The 18,860-nt window shown below is 40.0% G+C and carries 18 protein-coding genes; 9 read left to right on the forward strand and 9 right to left on the reverse strand.

Annotation, left to right across the window (positions count from 1 at the left end; all coding sequences use genetic code 11):
• Positions 1 to 245: 245 nt before the first annotated feature.
• A complete protein-coding gene (locus H5159_RS11740) occupies positions 246 to 2,126 on the reverse strand; it encodes a GGDEF domain-containing protein (RefSeq protein WP_182780324.1) in 1,881 nt (626 codons plus the stop codon).
• Between the two features lie 532 nt (positions 2,127 to 2,658).
• Here H5159_RS11740 and panP point away from each other — a divergent pair.
• Entirely contained in the window at positions 2,659 to 4,284 is a 1,626-nt protein-coding gene (panP, locus tag H5159_RS11745) for a pyridoxal-dependent aspartate 1-decarboxylase PanP (RefSeq protein WP_024604063.1), read from the forward strand.
• 54 nt (positions 4,285 to 4,338) lie between these two features.
• On the opposite strand, the gene serA is transcribed toward panP, so the two are convergent.
• From serA to metK, 5 genes are all read right to left on the reverse strand, one after another.
• Positions 4,339 to 5,568 (reverse strand): phosphoglycerate dehydrogenase, encoded by a 1,230-nt coding sequence (gene serA / locus H5159_RS11750; protein ID WP_182780325.1) that lies wholly within the window; start codon positions 5,566 to 5,568, stop codon positions 4,339 to 4,341.
• Positions 5,569 to 5,577: 9 nt separating this feature from the next.
• Positions 5,578 to 6,231: a ribose-5-phosphate isomerase RpiA gene (rpiA, locus tag H5159_RS11755; RefSeq protein ID WP_002958979.1), complete on the reverse strand. Its 654-nt coding sequence runs from the start codon at positions 6,229 to 6,231 to the stop codon at positions 5,578 to 5,580.
• A gap of 53 nt (positions 6,232 to 6,284) precedes the next feature.
• A complete protein-coding gene (locus H5159_RS11760; RefSeq protein WP_002958978.1) occupies positions 6,285 to 6,881 on the reverse strand; it encodes a 5-formyltetrahydrofolate cyclo-ligase in 597 nt (198 codons plus the stop codon).
• An 18-nt stretch (positions 6,882 to 6,899) separates the two neighbouring features.
• Positions 6,900 to 7,448 carry a hypothetical protein gene (locus tag H5159_RS11765; protein ID WP_024595234.1) on the reverse strand — a complete coding sequence of 183 codons (549 nt, stop codon included), beginning with the start codon at positions 7,446 to 7,448 and terminating at the stop codon, positions 6,900 to 6,902.
• Between the two features lie 175 nt (positions 7,449 to 7,623).
• Positions 7,624 to 8,775, reverse strand: coding sequence for a methionine adenosyltransferase (metK, locus tag H5159_RS11770; RefSeq protein ID WP_002958976.1), 1,152 nt, complete (start codon positions 8,773 to 8,775; stop codon positions 7,624 to 7,626).
• Between the two features lie 304 nt (positions 8,776 to 9,079).
• Between metK and tkt the strand changes: the two genes are divergently transcribed.
• From tkt to H5159_RS11800, 6 genes are all read left to right on the forward strand, one after another.
• Positions 9,080 to 11,071, forward strand: a complete 1,992-nt coding sequence (tkt, locus tag H5159_RS11775) for a transketolase (RefSeq protein ID WP_182725113.1) — start codon at positions 9,080 to 9,082, stop codon at positions 11,069 to 11,071.
• 184 nt (positions 11,072 to 11,255) lie between these two features.
• Positions 11,256 to 11,570: a pyrimidine/purine nucleoside phosphorylase gene (locus H5159_RS11780; protein WP_002958974.1), complete on the forward strand. Its 315-nt coding sequence runs from the start codon at positions 11,256 to 11,258 to the stop codon at positions 11,568 to 11,570.
• Between the two features lie 177 nt (positions 11,571 to 11,747).
• Positions 11,748 to 12,104 carry a ribosome hibernation-promoting factor, HPF/YfiA family gene (gene hpf / locus H5159_RS11785; protein WP_007376058.1) on the forward strand — a complete coding sequence of 119 codons (357 nt, stop codon included), beginning with the start codon at positions 11,748 to 11,750 and terminating at the stop codon, positions 12,102 to 12,104.
• A 202-nt stretch (positions 12,105 to 12,306) separates the two neighbouring features.
• Entirely contained in the window at positions 12,307 to 13,482 is a 1,176-nt protein-coding gene (locus tag H5159_RS11790; RefSeq protein ID WP_182780343.1) for an NRAMP family divalent metal transporter, read from the forward strand.
• A gap of 71 nt (positions 13,483 to 13,553) precedes the next feature.
• Entirely contained in the window at positions 13,554 to 14,009 is a 456-nt protein-coding gene (locus H5159_RS11795; RefSeq protein ID WP_182780326.1) for a GNAT family N-acetyltransferase, read from the forward strand.
• A 187-nt stretch (positions 14,010 to 14,196) separates the two neighbouring features.
• Positions 14,197 to 14,997 (forward strand): hypothetical protein, encoded by an 801-nt coding sequence (locus tag H5159_RS11800; RefSeq protein WP_182780327.1) that lies wholly within the window; start codon positions 14,197 to 14,199, stop codon positions 14,995 to 14,997.
• Between the two features lie 253 nt (positions 14,998 to 15,250).
• Here the strand turns inward: H5159_RS11800 and H5159_RS11805 are convergent, their stop codons facing one another.
• From H5159_RS11805 to H5159_RS11815, 3 genes are read right to left on the reverse strand one after another with little or no spacing between them, the layout of a single operon-like run.
• Complete coding sequence (locus H5159_RS11805; RefSeq protein WP_182780328.1) at positions 15,251 to 16,438, reverse strand: VWA domain-containing protein; 1,188 nt, start codon at positions 16,436 to 16,438, stop codon at positions 15,251 to 15,253.
• 1 nt (position 16,439) lies between these two features.
• Entirely contained in the window at positions 16,440 to 17,288 is an 849-nt protein-coding gene (locus H5159_RS11810) for a MoxR family ATPase (RefSeq protein ID WP_010554437.1), read from the reverse strand.
• Positions 17,289 to 17,340: 52 nt separating this feature from the next.
• Positions 17,341 to 17,580, reverse strand: a complete 240-nt coding sequence (locus H5159_RS11815) for a DUF1653 domain-containing protein (protein WP_039486721.1) — start codon at positions 17,578 to 17,580, stop codon at positions 17,341 to 17,343.
• Between the two features lie 60 nt (positions 17,581 to 17,640).
• Here H5159_RS11815 and H5159_RS11820 point away from each other — a divergent pair, with 60 nt between their 5' ends.
• Positions 17,641 to 18,120 carry a DUF2947 domain-containing protein gene (locus tag H5159_RS11820; RefSeq protein WP_002958965.1) on the forward strand — a complete coding sequence of 160 codons (480 nt, stop codon included), beginning with the start codon at positions 17,641 to 17,643 and terminating at the stop codon, positions 18,118 to 18,120.
• A gap of 75 nt (positions 18,121 to 18,195) precedes the next feature.
• Positions 18,196 to 18,831 (forward strand): hypothetical protein, encoded by a 636-nt coding sequence (locus H5159_RS11825; protein ID WP_002958964.1) that lies wholly within the window; start codon positions 18,196 to 18,198, stop codon positions 18,829 to 18,831.
• The last annotated feature ends 29 nt before the right edge of the window (positions 18,832 to 18,860 follow it).

Consider the following 18,860-nt stretch of genomic DNA (forward strand, 5'->3'; position numbering starts at 1 on the left):
GCAGCATGTTTGGTTTTTAGGCAAGGCGGAGCCTATGTAGTGTGGTTATTCCCCATAAATAGGCGATAACGCAGCATAAAGACCAAACATGTGCTGCCCTTTGGGTTCTTTCTAGGGACGATTAACTCTTTGTTGCTCAGTTTTTACTTAGCCCACTAGGTTACAAACCTCGCGCCGCGATTTAATCGCCCCTAGATTGAACAAATTTCAATCCACAAAGATCAACACGCCCTGGTTAAAGTAAGTCAAAGTGCTAATTCTTCTGTAACCGTATTAACATGTGGCACTGGGTGGGCAAAATAATTGCCTTGCATTAGTGTCACATTCGCCTTTTTAAGTGCGGTTACTATGGTTGTATTTTCTACCGATTCTGCCATTAATTGTAAACCAAGTTGATTAGCAAAGCTGGCTATATGCTCAATAAACAAGTAGATATCTTTGTCATTCACTATTTGCTTTATTAGTGCGCCATCTAATTTAATACCATCTACTTCAAGCTTAAGTACGTTTGATATATTTGAATAACCACTACCAAAGTCATCAATAATAACCTTAACGCCTTTCGTTTTAACCATGCCAATAAATGCTTTTACTTCAGAGAAGTTGGCAATAGCTTGGGTTTCTAAAAGCTCTAATGTGATATTACCAGGATGCGGGTAGCGCTTAAGTTCGTCCGCAATAAACTCACTTAAATTAGGGTCGAGCATATCTTGTGCTGTTATATTTAAACTCCAGCAAATATCGGTTTTTCTAAAGCGACTAACACATTGTGAAAATATAGTACGGGTAAGTATTCCGTCCATTCTTGAGCGGGTAACAACATTTAAAAATGCATCAGGTTTTAATACTTCCCCTTGCGCTGTTACCATTCGAGCTAAACATTCGTATTGAACGACCTTATTGGTATTTGTGTCAATAATGGGTTGAAAGTAAGGCACTATACGATTGTTATCAAACGCTTCTCGCACTTCTTTAGCCATTTCTACATTGTATTGATATTGCGTTTTTACATCGTGTAGCGCTTTTGAGTAGTTAACTACACTATGCCTGCCTTGTTTAGCTTGCAGCGCTGCTATATGAGCGTTTTCAAGTAGTAGCGATTTATTACCACTGGCAATGCCTGCACATAGGGTTATGTAGATAAAAGGGTCAGTTAACACCGGTGTATTAAAGTTATATGTTTTTACGAGGTCGGTAAATTCGTCATTACTCATTTCCTTAGGCGCGAGTAATATTATTTTATTTGTTGCTAGTCTGTATATATGGCAATGCGTAGAGCTTCTAAGTTTAAAGTGAATAAGTAAGTTTTTCATTACCTTGTCACCCACTTCCGTGCCGTAAAAACTGTTTATATCTTCTATTTCATTAACCCAAATAACGGCTAATTGCATGTGATGTGCATTACTTTTTTTAATAAAATACTCAAGTGCAATATGATTTGAAAAACCAGTACTTGAGTCAGTTGCTAAAGACCGTTTTAGTAAATAAATATATATGGCGGCAACGAGTATCGCGATAAAAAAGAAGAAGCTAGCCATTGCAGCTGCTTTTGATACGCTTTCTTTAAGTTTCTCGTTTAAATCATAAATAGTTATATCGGCACCCGTTAAATAGGTATTGCCGTTGATTGGGTCAACGTAAGGAATAAAAATTGTTTTAAAGTGGCCCCACTGATCGCTCGATATTTCAAATACTGGCTCTGTTGAATAAAAAGCACTTATATTTGCATCGGTAGCTTCAGGGTAGAGATCTAAAAATTGAGTTACCTTGCCATTATTCTGATCGTCTTGCGTGTAGCTTGATGAGCTAAAAAGCACCTTACCGTCTTTTAAAATCATTGAATAGACATAGGCAATATCAAGTGCTTGAGCAAACTCAGAGAGTTGTTTACTTTTATCTTGATAGTAAGAAAAACTTATATTATCGCCTTGATTAACCGCACTTAAATAATCGTCACCTAAAATATGTTTAACGCTGGTGGCGGCATTAAGTAAGCGATTATCAACCGACTGCATTATTTCAGCACGCGTGGTTTGGTAAGTGTAGTAAACGTAGGTTAGCAAGCTTATTAAAAACAAGCTAAAGCCTGCCACTATCCAACTAACTTTGACTCTTCCTTCTGGCATATGTGTCCCTTTTTTGTTATCAAATTTATTATACCCAAAATAAGTAAATGCCCAATAAATAATTAGGTTTGGTAGAGTTTTAATTAGGGTCTGTTTATCTTTGCGGATTATAATTTGTTCAAACTAGGGGGGATTTAATCGCGGCGCGAGATTTGTAACCTAGTGGTCTAAGTAAAAACCGAGCAACAAAGAGTAAATAGACCCTAGGCAGAACCCTTTGGGCAGCGCCTGTTTGGCATTAATGCTACGTTATCGCCTATTTATGGGGAATAACCACACTACATAGGCGCTGCCTTGCCTAAATACCAAACAGGCTGCTGAAAATTTAACCTTGAAAGATAAATAGACCCTAAATTATCATTTTTTTGTCATCGCTTTGATTGCTTTTATAGGTTTAAACGAGACATTTTAGTTATATTGCAGTAAAGTTAGCGCAATTTTTAAAGAAACACGATTGCTCCAAATGTCCTAATAAGTAGGCGTTTTTGATCGGTAAGCGCGTGTTTTAGCTACACACACACTAGGTATTAAGATGGATCAAAAGCGTTGTGCCGTCGCCTCTAAAGAAAGCCTTAAGCGTATATTTACTGTACCTGAAGCGCCAGACTCAACTTTAAGCAAAATCGAGCTTGAAATTTCGAGTAATTTAGCAGGTTTTCTAAACGAAAATATAGCGGCAATTGAAAAACCATTACATGAAATAGAAAAAGATTTTCAATCGGCAGTGATCCCAGAAGATCCAACGTTTGTCTCTGCTTATGCCCAAGACATAATGGAGCAACTTGTTGCACATTCTGTGCATACAGCTGCGCCTAGTTTTATTGGTCACATGACCTCTGCCTTGCCGCACTTTTTATTACCGCTGTCAAAATTGATGGTAGGGCTAAATCAAAATCTAGTAAAAATAGAAACATCTAAAGCGTTTACGCCTCTTGAGCGTCAAGTGCTTGGAATGATGCATCATTTAGCTTATGGGCAAGAAGATTCGTTTTATTCTAAATGGATGCACAGTGCTAAAACCTCATTAGGTGCATTTTGCTCAGGTGGAACGGTTGCTAATATTACTGCGCTTTGGATTGCGCGAAACCGCTTATTAAAACCCGATGGTGATTTTAGAGGTATTGGCGCACAAGGCCTAATTGCCGGTATGCTGCATTACGGCTATAAAGGTTTAGCAGTATTAATATCAGAACGCGGACATTACTCATTAGGTAAATCAGTTGATTTACTCGGTATTGGTCGCGATAACTTAATTGGTATTAAAACCTGCGAAAATAATAAAGTTGATGTAGGAGCTATGCGCGAAAAAGCACGTGAGCTTGAATCGCAAGGCATTAAAGTAATGGCGATTATTGGGGTAGCGGGTACAACCGAAACCGGTAATATTGACCCACTTGATGAAATGGCCGACTTAGCACAAGACATTAACTGCCATTTTCATGTAGATGCTGCATGGGGAGGAGCGACCCTTTTATCGAACACGCATCGTCCTTTACTAAAAGGGATTGAGCGAGCAGATTCAATTACCATCGATGCACATAAACAAATGTATGTACCAATGGGAGCGGGCTTAGTTTTATTTAAAGATCCCGCTGCAACTGATGCAATAGAACATCACGCTGAATACATATTACGTAAAGGTTCAAAAGACTTAGGTAGCCACACGCTTGAAGGCAGCCGACCTGGTATGGCAATGTTAGTACATGCTTGCTTACGTGTTATTGGTCGTAAAGGTTACGAAATGCTAATTGATCGAAGCATCAAAAAAGCACATTATTTTGCTGATTTAATTAAAGCTGATGAAGACTTTGAGCTTATTTCAGAACCAGAATTGTGCTTATTAACGTATCGTTATGTACCTAAGCAAATTAAACAAGCAATAACCGATGCAGATGCTGCAACTCGGTTAGATATTTTTGCTTCATTGAATCGTTTTACTGCCAGTATGCAAAAACGTCAGCGAGAGTCTGGTCGCTCATTTGTATCACGTACTCGTTTAACGCCTTCTAAATACGATAATCAACCTACAGTTGTATTTAGAGTGGTTCTTGCTAACCCGCTTACCTCAGGTGCTATTTTGAAAGAGATATTAGCTGAGCAAAAAGAGTTGGCTGCAACAGATCCGGTATTCAAAAAATATTTAAGAAAATATATGTAATCTAAATACAAAAAAGGGTCCATAAGGACCCTTTTTTAATATAAAAAGTATTTATTAATGTAAAATACGCGCTCTAATTGTACCTTCAACAGCGCTTAGTTCTTTAAGTGCTACTTCAGATTGATCTGTATCTACATCAATAACTACATAACCTATGGATGTGTCTGTTTGCAGGTATTGCGCAGCAATATTAATACCGTGCTGTGCAAACGCTTGGTTAATTTGCGTTAATACACCTGGGCGGTTGTGGTGTACGTGTAATAAACGGCTACGATTAGCAAGCTCAGGCAGTGATACTTCAGGGAAGTTAACCGCAGTAATAGTTGAGCCATTATCTGAATATTTAGCCAGTTTACCTGCTACTTCAATACCAATGTTTTCTTGTGCTTCTTGTGTAGAACCACCAATGTGCGGCGTTAAAATAACATTGTCGAATTGGCGCAGTGGCGATACAAATTCTTCATCGTTAGATTTTGGCTCAGTAGGGAACACATCGATTGCTGCACCACTTAGTTTTTTCTCTGTAAGCGCTTCTGCAAGAGCATCAATATCAACAACAGTTCCGCGTGATGCATTGATCAAAATAGACCCCTGCTTCATAACTGCAAGTTCTGCTGTACCAATAAGGTTTTTAGTTTGCGGTGTTTCTGGTACATGTAAGCTAATAATATCAGAGCGTTGTAACAGCTGAGTAAGGTTATGAACTTGTGTTGCATTACCCAGTGATAACTTATCTTCGATATCGTAAAACTCCACGTTCATACCGATATTTTCAGCCATAATACCTAGCTGAGTACCAATGTGACCGTAGCCAATAATACCTAATGTTTTACCACGTGCTTCAAACGAACCATTTGCTGTTTTTAACCAGCCACCACGATGAGCCGCTGCATTACGCTCTGGAATACCACGTAATAAAAGTAGAATTTCGCCAAGTACAAGTTCAGCAACTGAACGAGTATTAGAAAATGGAGCGTTAAATACAGCAATACCACGTTCGCGTGCTGCATCTAAATCAACTTGGTTTGTACCAATACAAAAACAACCAATAGCAACTAGCTTTTCAGCTGAGTCTAATACGGCTTGGTTAATATGAGTACGAGAACGAAGTCCTACAAAGTGAACATCTTTAATGCGCTCTTTAAGCTCGTCCTCAGGTAAGGATGTTTTAACGTAGTCAATATTGCTGTAACCGTTACGTTTTAGCGTTTCAACAGCGCTTTGGTGAACACCTTCAAGCAAGAGAATTTTAATTTTGTCTTTTGCTAACGATACCTTACTCATAACCTCATCCTATTTAATTTGTGGCCCATTTTTGGTACCGATAATCACTTTATCAGCACCTCGCATCGCAAATAGGCCGTTGGTAACTACGCCAACAATTGAATTTATTTGTGTTTCAAGTTGTTTGGCATTGGTAATTTTTAAGTTAAATACATCTAATATAACGTTACCATTATCGGTAACTACGCCTTGGCGATAAACAGGGTCACCACCAAGTTTTAATAATTCTCGTGCAACGTAGCTGCGCGCCATTGGAATAACTTCTACCGGAAGCGGGAAGTCGCCCAATGTATCTACCAGCTTTGTGTCATCAACAATACACACAAACTGTTTTGCAACTGCTGCTACTATTTTTTCACGTGTTAGCGCTGCGCCGCCGCCTTTAATCATTTCGTTTTGAGCGTTTATTTCGTCAGCGCCGTCAACGTATACATCTAAAGCATCAACGTTATTAAGTTCAAACACTTCAATACCTAACGCTTCCAAACGTGCAGTTGACGCTTCTGAGCTTGATACAGCGCCTACAATAGTGTCCTTTACTGAGCCAAGGGCATCAATAAAGTGATTAACAGTAGAGCCTGTACCGACACCTACAATGGTGTTTTCTTTTACAAACTCGAGTGCTGCCCAGGCAGCTGCTTTTTTTAATTCGTCTTGTGTCATTGCTTTGTGCTCATGTATGTCAGAAATATGCGGTTAGTAACCAAAATTAAATGTTACCAACAGTATGTTTTATCTGGGGTGATAATGGTTTTAAGAGGTACGTCCCATGACTCGATTGGTAGAGCATCAACTTTTTGGCATTCATGTGCAAGGCCAATTAGTTGTGGTTTTTGCCAATTTTGTTCGTGTAAACGCGCCAATGTCCGGTCGTAAAACCCACCTCCCATTCCTAGGCGATTACCTTGTTTATCAAATGCCACTAATGGCATAAGGAGGTAATCAAGCGCTGGTAATGGGCATATTTGAGAGCAGTTCAGCTTAGGCTCCAAGATACCATAGCGATTTGCCCTCATGGGTGAGTTTTTCTCATAGCGCTGAAATAGTAAATTAGCGCCATTGAATGGGTGTATTATAGGTAGATAAACAACGTGGTTTAAGTTCCATAATTCTTTAATTAACAATGAAGTGTCTAGTTCTCCGTCGTTACTTAAATAAATGGCAATATGCTTTGAATTCGTTGTGTTTTCGCTTTTTAAGTGTTGAATAAAATTCATTTTTAGCGATTGCGCAGCAATTATTTGCTGATTATTTGACAAGTTTTTACGGGTGTTACGAATTTCAGCTCTTATTTGTGCGCGTTTATTGCTCATTAAACTAATTAGCCATTTTTAAAAAGAGAATAAATCGGGAAAAATCAAAAAAACAGCCAGTACGACTAGCAAAATGGTGGCAGTTGCAATCAATGAATATAAAAGTAAGTTACTGCGTTTTTTAGGAGTCGCTAAATCCTCATCTAGCATTAGGTCATCATTTTGCCATTCGTCTACACTTTCGTCTGGTGTATTTAATTGAGCTTCAGGAAGGCGTTGCTCTAGCTCATCTAGCTTTTCTTCAAGGCGTATTAAGCTGCTAGTGATGTAATCAAGTGCATCAAAAATACGTTCATCACGTTGGTTGTTATTTGCAGCTGCGGGGGAGCTATTTTGAATCGCATTTGAAACAGCTTGCAGCTTACTTTTAATACCTAGGCTTGCTAATAACTTAGTCTGTTTTAACGCTTTGTCTTTATCGCTTGGCGCAAACAGCGGCTTACCTTTAAAAAAAAGAGCTACTTTTTCATCTGACGTTTTTAATTTTGCAGCTAAGTTTGCGCACGCTGTTTTTATGTCAACGTTATCGGCAAGTCCTGCAAATATAACGCGAAAGTTATCGGCCATTTAACTATCCCTAAAGCTTTTATAATGAAGTGAGTATATACCTAAAGTACAAAAGAATTCGAGGTTGATTTTATAGTTATTTTGTAGACGTACTACAAACAATGTAACTGATAAGTTTTAGATACAAAAACGGCCCTATTAAGGGCCGTTTTTAATTTACTTCAACACTTTTAGCTTAAAGACCAGCAGCTGCACGAAGTGCATCAGCTTTATCTGTACGTTCCCAAGGGAATTCGTCACGACCAAAGTGGCCGTAAGCCGCTGTAGGAAGGTAGATAGGGCGCTCTAAATCAAGCATTTGAATTAAGCCGTAAGGGCGCAGGTCAAAGTGTTCACGAATAAGTTCGATTAAACGGCTTTCTTCTAACTTGCTTGTACCAAACGTTTCAACGCTGATAGATGTAGGCTCTGCAACACCGATTGCGTAAGAAACTTGTAATTCACATTTATCAGCAAGGCCAGCCGCAACTACGTTTTTAGCAACGTAACGTGCAGCGTATGCAGCTGAGCGGTCAACTTTTGATGGATCTTTACCAGAGAAAGCACCACCACCGTGACGAGCCATACCACCGTATGTATCAACGATGATTTTACGACCTGTTAAACCACAATCGCCCATTGGTCCGCCAATTACAAAGCGACCCGTTGGGTTAATGAAAAATTTAGTCGCGCTTGTAATAAGCTCTGCAGGAAGTACCGGCTTGATGATAGTCTCCATCACCGCTTCTACTAAATCTTTTTGCGAAATGTCTTCGCTGTGCTGAGTAGATAGTACTACTGCATCAATACCTACTGGCTTACCATTTTCGTATGCAAAAGTAACTTGAGATTTTGCATCTGGACGTAACCAGTTAAGCTCGCCGCTTTTACGTACTTGCGCTTGGCGCTGTACTAAACGGTGTGAGTAAGTAATTGGCGCAGGCATTAGTACTTCTGTTTCGTTACATGCGTAACCAAACATAAGACCTTGGTCGCCAGCACCTTGTTCTTCTGGGCTAGTACGGTCAACACCTTGGTTAATGTCAGGAGACTGTTTACCAATAGTGTTTAAAATTGCACATGAATCTGCATCGAAACCCATGTCTGAATGCGTGTAGCCAATTTCACGTACTGTTTTACGTGTAATTTCTTCAATATCAACCCATGCGCTAGTAGTGATTTCACCACCAACCATAACCATACCTGTTTTTACGTAAGTTTCGCACGCAACACGGGCATGAGAGTCTTGCTCTAGGATAGCATCAAGTACCGCATCAGAGATTTGATCGGCGATTTTATCCGGATGACCTTCAGAAACTGATTCAGAAGTAAATAAATGTTTTGCCATTGTAATTCTGCTCACAAATATTGCGCTTCACAAACGTCGGTATTAGCGCTAAAAAATTAAGGGGCGTATTTTATCGAAAACAAAACACCTTGCATAGTGTTTTTACGCCTAGACGTCTAAATAAAATTACTAATAACTTTTTGGTCTTAAAAAATATTCATAATGCCTCACTTTTATAGGGTTTTTAATTGCACACAGCCCCCACAATAAGTAAGAATGGTCGATATAAACAAACCCAAGTTACTTGGGTGCATAAACAAACACATAAATACCCGCGCAAATACACATAAAGGTAGGAGAATTCATGCCATCTCGCAAAGAACTTGCAAATGCTATTCGCGTCTTGTCAATGGACGCAGTACAAAAGGCCAAATCTGGTCACCCTGGAGCCCCTATGGGCATGGCTGATATCGCAGAAGTATTATGGCGCGATTATCTAAAACACAACCCAACAAATCCAGAGTGGGCTGACCGTGACAGATTTATTCTTTCAAACGGCCACGGTTCAATGCTTATCTATTCTCTATTGCATCTAAGTGGTTACGACTTACCACTGGACGAAATTAAAAACTTCCGTCAAATGCATTCTAAAACACCAGGTCACCCTGAATATGGCTATGCACCAGGAATCGAAACTACTACGGGTCCATTAGGTCAAGGGATCACAAATGCCGTAGGTATGGCAATTGCTGAAAAAGCGCTAGCTGCACAGTTTAACCGCGAAGGTCACGATATTGTTGATCACTTTACCTATGCATTTATGGGCGATGGCTGCCTTATGGAAGGTATTTCTCATGAAGCTGGTTCACTTGCAGGCACATTAGGTCTGGGTAAACTTGTTGCATTTTGGGATGACAACGGCATTTCAATCGATGGTGAAGTAGAAGGTTGGTTTACAGATGACACGCCAGCTCGCTTTAAAGCATACGGTTGGCATGTAATTAGTGGTGTTGATGGCCACGACAGCGATGCTATAAGTGCTGCAATTGCAGAAGCTAAAAGTGTTACCGATAAACCATCACTAATTTGTTGTAAAACAATTATTGGTTACGGCTCACCTAATAAATCTGGTAGCCACGATTGTCACGGTGCACCACTAGGTGATGACGAAATTAAAGCGTCTCGCGAATTCTTAGGTTGGACTGGCGATGCGTTCGAAATTCCTGATGATATTTACGCACAATGGGATAGCAAAGAAAAAGGTCAGCAGCTTGAATCAAGCTGGGACGAAAAATTTGCAGCATACGCAAAAGCATACCCAGAGCTTGCAGCTGAATATAAGCGTCGTATTAATAACGAACTGCCTGGCGATTGGGCTGAAAAATCTCAAGCGTACATTGAGCAATTACAAGCAAACCCTGCAAACCCAGCGTCTCGTAAAGCATCGCAAAATGCATTAAACGCATTTGGTCCGTTATTACCAGAATTTATGGGTGGCTCAGCCGATTTAGCAGGCTCAAACTTAACAATTTGGGATGGCTCTAAAGGTTTAACACACGACGATGCAAGCGGTAACTACATTTACTACGGTGTACGTGAGTTTGGTATGTCGGCAATTATGAATGGTATTGCCCTTCATAAAGGCTTTATTCCTTACGGTGCTACGTTCTTAATGTTTGTTGAATATGCAAAAAATGCCGTACGTATGGCTGCATTAATGAAGCAACCAAGCATTTTTGTATACACGCACGATTCAATCGGTTTAGGTGAAGATGGTCCAACTCACCAACCAGTAGAGCAAATTGCAAGCATGCGTTTAACGCCTAACTTATACAACTGGCGCCCATGTGACCAAGTTGAGTCGGCAATTGCATGGCAACAAGCTATTGAGCGTAAAGACGGTCCTACATCGTTAATCTTTACTCGCCAAGGTCTTGAGCAACAAGCGCGTGACGCACAGCAATTAAGCGATGTTAAAAAGGGTGGTTACATCCTTAGCTGTGACGGCAACCCTGAAATTATTTTCATTGCGACAGGCTCTGAAGTACAACTAGCACAAGATTCAGCAACTGAGCTACGCAGCCAAGGTAAAAAGGTACGTGTTGTATCCATGCCATGTACTGATGCCTTTGAAGATCAAAGCGCAGCATATAAAGAAAGCGTATTACCGGCATCTGTTACACGCCGTGTAGCAGTAGAAGCAGGTATTGCTGACTACTGGTACAAGTACGTAGGTCTAAATGGCGCAGTAGTAGGTATGACTACCTTTGGTGAGTCGGCACCTGCTGGTGAGCTGTTTGAGCACTTTGGTTTTACAGTGGCAAACATTGTAAGCAAAGCAAACGAGCTTTTTTAATCGCTTTGATTAAATAAAGTAAGTAATTGAAAAACCCGCACATGTTGCGGGTTTTTTTATGCCCTAACATGAAGCAACTTCACCTTGAACAATGCTGCTTTCCTTGCAAGAAAGTAAGCTATCAGGCAAGGTAGTGCGATAAAATTTATAAATAAAAATCTTAAATTAATAGCAGGAGCTAAAAATGCCAAAGTTCGATAACGTAAGTGTAGTAAAAAAAGCCAATGTATATTTTGACGGAAAAGTGTCAAGTCGTACCGTTATTTTAGGTGATGGCGAAGCGAAAACGTTAGGCTTTATGCAACCAGGTGAGTTTGTTTTTGATACAAACCAAAAAGAATGCATGGAGCTTTTAGCTGGCCAATGGGATATTTTATTACCAGGGGCAAGTGAGTGGAAAACATTTAACGCGGGTGAATCGTTTAATGTTGATGCAAATGTAAGCTTTAAAGTAAAAGTATCTGATTTTGCTGACTACTGTTGTTCGTACACAGATTAATCAATACAGCTAGACGTCTGAAAGCCCATGCACTATGGGCTTTGCATAAATTTTGCGCAACGCATGATTTAAATCACAAAAAACCGCAAATAAACCTCAAATATCTCTCTTTTTTCCTTGTGTTAATCTAAATAGCCCCCAATACTATTTATGAGGTAACAAATAAAAGGATACCCTATGAAAATTAATCTTTCTGGTCACCATGTTGAAGTTACTGACTCTATTAGAGAGCACATCAACGAAAAATTTTCAAAAATCGAGAGCCACTTTCCATCGCTTATTGCACTCGATATTATTTTGTCTAAAGAGCATCATAAAATCCAAGCTGAAATTAGCACTAATTACGAAGGCACGCGCATATCGGTAAAAGGGGAAAACGAAGTTATGTACCCAGCCATTGCAAGCGCAGCTAAAAAACTCGATGCGGCACTAAAACATCGAAAAGGGCAGATAAAAGCAAACTTACACGAAAAGCCTGTTAGCACTACACCTGAAATCGCACACGAGATCATCCAAGAGATGGATCTTAAATAAAATTTAGTTCCAAAGTATTGTAAAAAAGAGCCGTATGGCTCTTTTTTATTGCCTGTAATTTAGGTAAGTTATGCGTTCTTGCAGTTTATTAATTATAAAAATTAATAAAAAGAACACACAACACACATATTTTGAGAAATTAATGCACACAACAAAAGCAGTATGGAAGTCTCGACTAGGTGCGCTTGGGCCTGGAATACTCATGGCAACAGCGGCTATTGGCGGATCTCACCTAGTTGCCTCTACGCAAGCTGGGGCAATATTTGGCTGGCAATTATTTTGGCTTATCCTCGTTGTTAATGTTTTAAAGTACCCGTTTTTTCGCTTTGGTATGGAATACACACTCGCCACTAAAAATAGCCTAGTGGAGGGCTATAAAAGCAAAGGCCCGTTTTATTTTTACAGTTTTATCGGTTTAAACATTGTAGCCGCCGTAGTTAATACCGCCGGCGTATTACTACTTACTGCAAGCTTACTGCATTACGCGTTGCCTGTGGTTATCGAAGTAACCTTACTTTGTTGGATGCTGCTGGGTGTATGTTTAGTTATATTACTACTTGGACACTTTAAAGCGCTAGATAACGTTGCCAAAGGCATTATGGGGCTGCTTACGCTCGCTACTTTGATTGCCCTTGCCATTGCATTTAGTAACGGCCCAATGGCACCTGCTGATTATGTGGGTCCTTCACCGTATGAACTTGCCATGCTTAGCTTTATGGTGGCTTTAATGGGCTGGATGCCAGCACCTATCGAAATATCTGCATTAAGTTCTTTATGGCTAAAAGAAAAACAAGCGCAGCAAACAGTTTCTAAAAGCCAAGGCTTGTTCGATTTTAACGTAGGTTACTGGCTTACAGCTGGCTTAGCCTTGGTATTTTTTAGCTTAGGTGTATTAGTACAGTACGGGCAAACCAGTAGTATAGAACTCGGCGGTGTCGCGTTTGCCAAGCAGCTTATTGATATGTACGCATTAACAATAGGCGAGTGGGCAAGGCCGCTTGTATCAGCAATCGCTTTTTTATGTATGTTTGGCACTACACTTACCGTGCTTGATGGCTACGCCCGTACGCTTAACGAATCTCATAAATTACTTGGCTTTGGGCAATCAAAACACAGTCTAAATATTTGGTTAATACTACAAGCATTTGCCGGTATGGCCGTTATTTTATTTTTTAAATCAGCCCTTGGCCCCATGCTTACGTTTGCCATGACGCTTTCGTTTGTTACAACGCCTGTATTTGCATGGCTTAACTTTAGCCTTGTGCGCTCAGAGCCTGCTATAAAGCACAGCGTGCTATTACGTAGTTTAACGTGGTTAGGTTTAGTGTATTTAGTAGGCTTTGCTGTTGCGTTTGTAGTGTGGAAACTAGCAACCTAAATATAGCTATTTACTTTAGGGTTTTAATTAAAGCCCTAAAGAATTAAATTCTAGGATTAAGCGAGGTATAAATGGATATTAGAATAGGTGAGCTTTCAAACCCACACGTTATAAAACTACTACAGGCGCATCATAACGATATGCTTAAACATTCGCCTGTTGAGAGCGTGCATGCACTTGATGTGAGTAAACTCACTCAGCCCGATATAACTTTTTATAGCTTATGGATTGATAATAATTTAGCGGGTGTTGGCGCTTTAAAAGCACTAAATACAACGCATGGCGAAATTAAATCAATGCGCACATCAAGCAACTATTTACGCCAAGGCATAGCCGCTAAGTTACTTACGCATATTATTGAGCAAGCGACCTTGCGAGGCTATAAAAAGTTAAGTTTAGAAACCGGCACTGCTGAAGCATTTTTACCCGCACAAAAGCTTTATACTCAGTTTGGTTTTAAAGAATGCGAACCGTTTGGTGATTATGAGCTAGATCCGTACAGTTTGTTCATGAGTAAATCGGTTTAAACCAAAATGAACGAGAAAGTAAGGTTTTATAGTCAGACGACGTATATATTATCTGTATGGCGGCTCAGAGTGTGAAGCTAACAGTCAAAAATTATGATGTATGAAGTCAAGATTTGACACTTTGCTTTCATGAGGGGAAGCCGAGATTGTGTTATGTTACTAGATGTCTATATAAAGGAAATGTTAAATGCTTAAGCATCTAAAAGTAAAAGTAGGTCGACTTTATATAAATTACTTCTTTTGGCTCGCTCTTTGGCTTTCAATAGCAACTCTTTTATACGGCTCATTTATAATTCTATCAGTAAAGGGAGAGTCTAGTAATATTTTAGCAAACTTTGGAAGCTTTTCTGGTGGAATGGCTACAGTTGTAGCTGCTCTTGTTGCTGTAAGAGAATTTATATTATTTAGGCATAATCAAGGTGTTAAAGAGTTTAGAGAGTTTTTTATTAAACAGGTACAACCTTTGCCTAACTTTATTCTTGAGATGGCCGATGAGGCTTATTTACTATTTGCTAAGTTGGATCGTAAAGCTAAAGAAGACTTAAAAAGACCCGAAGTAATCCATGAAATCCAAGAGCTTGAGAATAAATTAAAGCTGTTTGAAGAAAAAGTTTCTGCCCGACACCATCAGCTAAGTGCACAGGCTGCTAATATTTTTTCTATGAGTACATACTTAGAAATATTAATAGGCACGAAAACTAAACGTTTGCTTTGTATTTTAGAAGAGTTAGAAGACGCAATTCATAATTACGAGTTGAGAGCTGATTATTATACCAATACAGTCTCAAAAATGAGAAGCTCAGAAATAAAGTGTGATTGCGTAGTTAATAATAAAAACGAGTTTATATCGCACTATCCTGGCTTGGATTACAAACGAAGAGGATCACTATTTCATAGGATGCCAAAGCTCCTTGGAGCTAAAAGTAATTCAATAATAGGAGAAGTTTTTAAAATATATAAAGAGTTAGAAAAGTTAAAGATAACTTAAATTTACGACCATAAAAGAAGCTTCTATTTCTAAATAACCACAAAAATGAGAGGTGTTTTGCTTGCATACGATTAACGCGGTAAGTCGGGTTGTTTCTAATAAATTCATCATTTTTGTCGGATGGCGTGGCTGCGCCACTTATCCGACCTACGTCAAAAGGTAGGTTGGTTAAGCTGAAGGCGCCACCCAACAGGGTTTCAGATAAACGACTTGAAGGTCTGCCGCTGGCACTGAGCAGTCGTAAATTAATATTCTAACTCAGCTCTTTTATCGCTCTACTTATTCCATCCAAACTCAGCGGGTACATTCTGTTATCCATCAGCTGCTTTATAAAATCAATTGATTGATAGTACGGCCAGTGTTCAACGGGTTGTGGGTTGAGCCAGGCGACTTTATCAAAGTGGTTTGTTATACGTTGCAACCATGCACTGCCGGGCTCTTCGTTGTAGTGTTCTACCGAGCCGCCAGGGTAGGCTATTTCATATGGGCCCATAGTGGCATCGCCGACAAATATTACTTTGTAGTCGCTGGTGAATTTATTAATCAGCGTCATGGTGTCAATCACGTTTGAATGGCGGCGCGCGTTATCTTGCCAAACGTGTTCGTACAAACAATTATGGAAGTAGTAAAACTCTAAGTGTTTAAATTCGCTGTGAGCGGCGCTAAATAGCTCTTCGCAGGTATGAATGTAGTCATCCATTGAGCCGCCAATATCAAACAGCATCAACACTTTTACTGCATTGTGGCGTTCGGGTGCCATTTTTACATCAAGCATGCCGCCTTGTTTTGCAGTAGCGCGAATAGTCTCATTTAAATCAAGCGTGTCGCTTGCGCCTGTGCGGGCAAACTTACGTAACTTTTTAAGGGCGAGTTTAACTGTGCGCGAACTAATTTCTCTGTCGGTGTCGAGGTTTTTGTATTCTCGTTTATCCCACACTTTTACTGCTTGGCGGTTACGATTGCCGTCTTGCCCTATACGCACACCTTCTGGGTTATAGCCGTATGCACCAAAAGGTGATGTGCCGCCAGTACCTACCCATTTATTACCGCCAGCGTGGCGTTTTTGTTGCTCTTCTAAACGCTCTTTTAGGGTTTTCATAAGCTCATCGAGCCCGCCCATAGCTTTAAGTTGGGCTTTTTCTTCATCGCTTAGGTTTTTTTCAAACTCTTTACGTAGCCAGTCTTCAGGTAAGTTGTGCTGTTGCTTTAAACTCTCGAGCAAATCAAGATCGGCAATACCGCTAAAGTAGTCGCTAAAGGCTTTATCAAACCTATCAAAATGCGTTTCATCTTTTACCATGATGGTGCGTGCTAGATGGTAAAAGGCGTCTACGTCGGCAAATATAACGCCTTTTTTTAAGGCGTTAATTAAATCGAGTAACTCGCGCAGGCTCACCGGTAAGCGGTATTTACGTAATTTGAAGAAAAACGCAATCAACATCTTAACGGCGGCTCATAAAGGCTAATTTTTCGATTAGGCTTATATCTTGCTCATTTTTAAGTAATGCGCCAAACATTGGCATTAAACCGCCTTTTTTAGCTTTGTCGTGCAGTGTTTTAGCGTCTATGTCTTCAGCCATTAAAAGCTTTAACCAGTCGAGTAATTCGCTGGTGGAAGGTTTCTTTTTAAGGCCGTTTGCTTCGCGCAGGTTAAAAAACACTTCAAGTGCTTGGCGTACTAAATCCTGTTTAACGTTAGGGTAGTGCACGTCAATAATTTGCTGCATTTCGTCGCTGCTAGGAAAATCAATATAATGAAAAAAGCAGCGGCGTAAAAATGCGTCCGGCAATTCTTTTTCGTTATTTGATGTGATGATTACAATAGGCCGCTCTTTTGCGACAATGCGCTCGTTAGTCTCATAAACATGAAACTCCATTTTATCAAGCTCAAGTAGTAAGTCGTTTGGGAACTCTATGTCGGCTTTGTCTATTTCATCAATCAAAAGCACTGGGCGTTTACCGTTGAGCTCTGCATATGTAAATGCCTGCCAAAGCTTACCTTTAACGATGTAGTTGCCAATATTGTGTACACGCTCGTCACCTAATTGACTGTCGCGCAGGCGCGAAACCGCGTCGTACTCGTATAAACCTTGCTGCGCTTTAGTAGTCGATTTTATATGCCACTGAATAAGTGTGGTATCTAAGCTTTTAGCCAACTCCTCAGCCAGCATGGTTTTACCTGTGCCAGGTTCGCCTTTAATTAAAAGTGGTTTTTCGAGCATAATGGCAGCATTTACAGCTTGTTTAAGCGCGCTACTCGCTATGTAATTGTCAGTTGAATTAAATTGCACGGTGTACCCTTGTCTGGTCTGAGCAGTAAGTTATTTTGTTATAATGCCATAGTTAAGCAGCAGGTCCAATATAAGCAAAACGCTGTATGACCTCACCTTCTTTTTCAACAGTTTCTAAAAACATACTAAGTGGGCGCGCCCATATACCAAATTCACCATAAAGTGCTTGGTAAATCACAAGCTGTTCCTCGGTTTCGCTATGGGTGGCAACATGAATAACTTTATATTGCGGGCCTTTGTAGTGTTGGTATATGCCTGGTTTTAGGGAAAGTGGTTTTATTGCTGTAGTCATGTTTTGATCTCTTGTATAATTTGGCTTTGCACTTTTAATGTTAACTAATTTGCCAATACTATGAACTATATTTCTTTAGATGATTACAAAAAGGCGTGGGTTTTTCGCCACAAAGATTTACCTGTATCTGATGAAGACGCAGCAAAAATAAAGCCTATGAGCGACGAGCGCGCAGCCGTACTTTGGACAACCATGGTGAGCCGTGAGTTTGATCACCCTGATTTTTTTGAAGACACCGATTGGTGTGGTCAAGAAAAAAGCTTTAGCCAAGAAGTAGATTGGCAAGATGCGTGGGAAAATGGCGATGCGTTACCACCAGAAGCAATCTTAACGTTTTTAGATTGGGAAGCTAACACCACGGTTTATTTTTGTATGGCACGCGATAATATTATCGAAACGACGTTTGATGTATTTAAACGCAATTGGCAAAACTTTATGTTTTTAGCTGATGGCAGTTTATTGATTGGTAAAAAGCGTAATACGGTTGTGCAATTTTTAGAATCAGGTAAAGCAAAATTAGGTGAAAAGCCAAGCGCTTAAAATAGTGCGCTGCGCTTAAAAAACATTCAATACTGTGTTATAAAACATTTACCTGAATATTTTTGAGTACAGCTTTTGGTCGCTAAAAATCAGTCACTTGGTGCTCAACAGCAAGTTGAAATTTGGCAAACTGATGCACAAAAAGTGTTGTATGCACAATTGTGCAATGCGTTTTATCAGCGTGAGGTTCAGCGATTAGTTGCAGAGCCTAATGCCGATAAACTGCGCCGCCAGTTAAAAAGCCTACCTTATTATATTGAGCGAGCGGCAACGTTAGTTGCCAATGGTGACACGCCTTTTACGCTTGATGCACAAAATGGTACGTGGCTTGAAAAGCAAAAACCGACCCCACCCGATGTGAATGTTCAAGCTAATGAACTTTTTTATCAAACGTATGCCAAAGTGGGGCTTATTGTGCCCGTTATATTGCATGGCTACGATCAGGTGCGTCTTAGAATAGACAGTATCGATCAGTTAGGCGAAAATAAGCTGCATTGTAACGAGCTTGGTTGGTTTGATTTTTTAGGAAATGGGCTAGAGCAGCAAAATGCTCAGCTAATAAAGCCAAGTAAAGTGAGTTTAACCGCTGCATGTTGCGGGCATCAGTGGCAATTTTCGAAGCGTTGCATGCCACGGGTTTTATCACTACGCGAAATGCTTTTAGCGGGTAGTATTAATTGGCGCAATTTAAAGCGCCCCTTAGCGTATTAAAGTTAAGGTATTTGGAATTTAAAATAAGG

The sequence above is a fragment of the Pseudoalteromonas sp. SG43-1 genome (assembly GCF_014164415.1).
GTDB classification, from domain to species: domain Bacteria; phylum Pseudomonadota; class Gammaproteobacteria; order Enterobacterales; family Alteromonadaceae; genus Pseudoalteromonas; species Pseudoalteromonas distincta.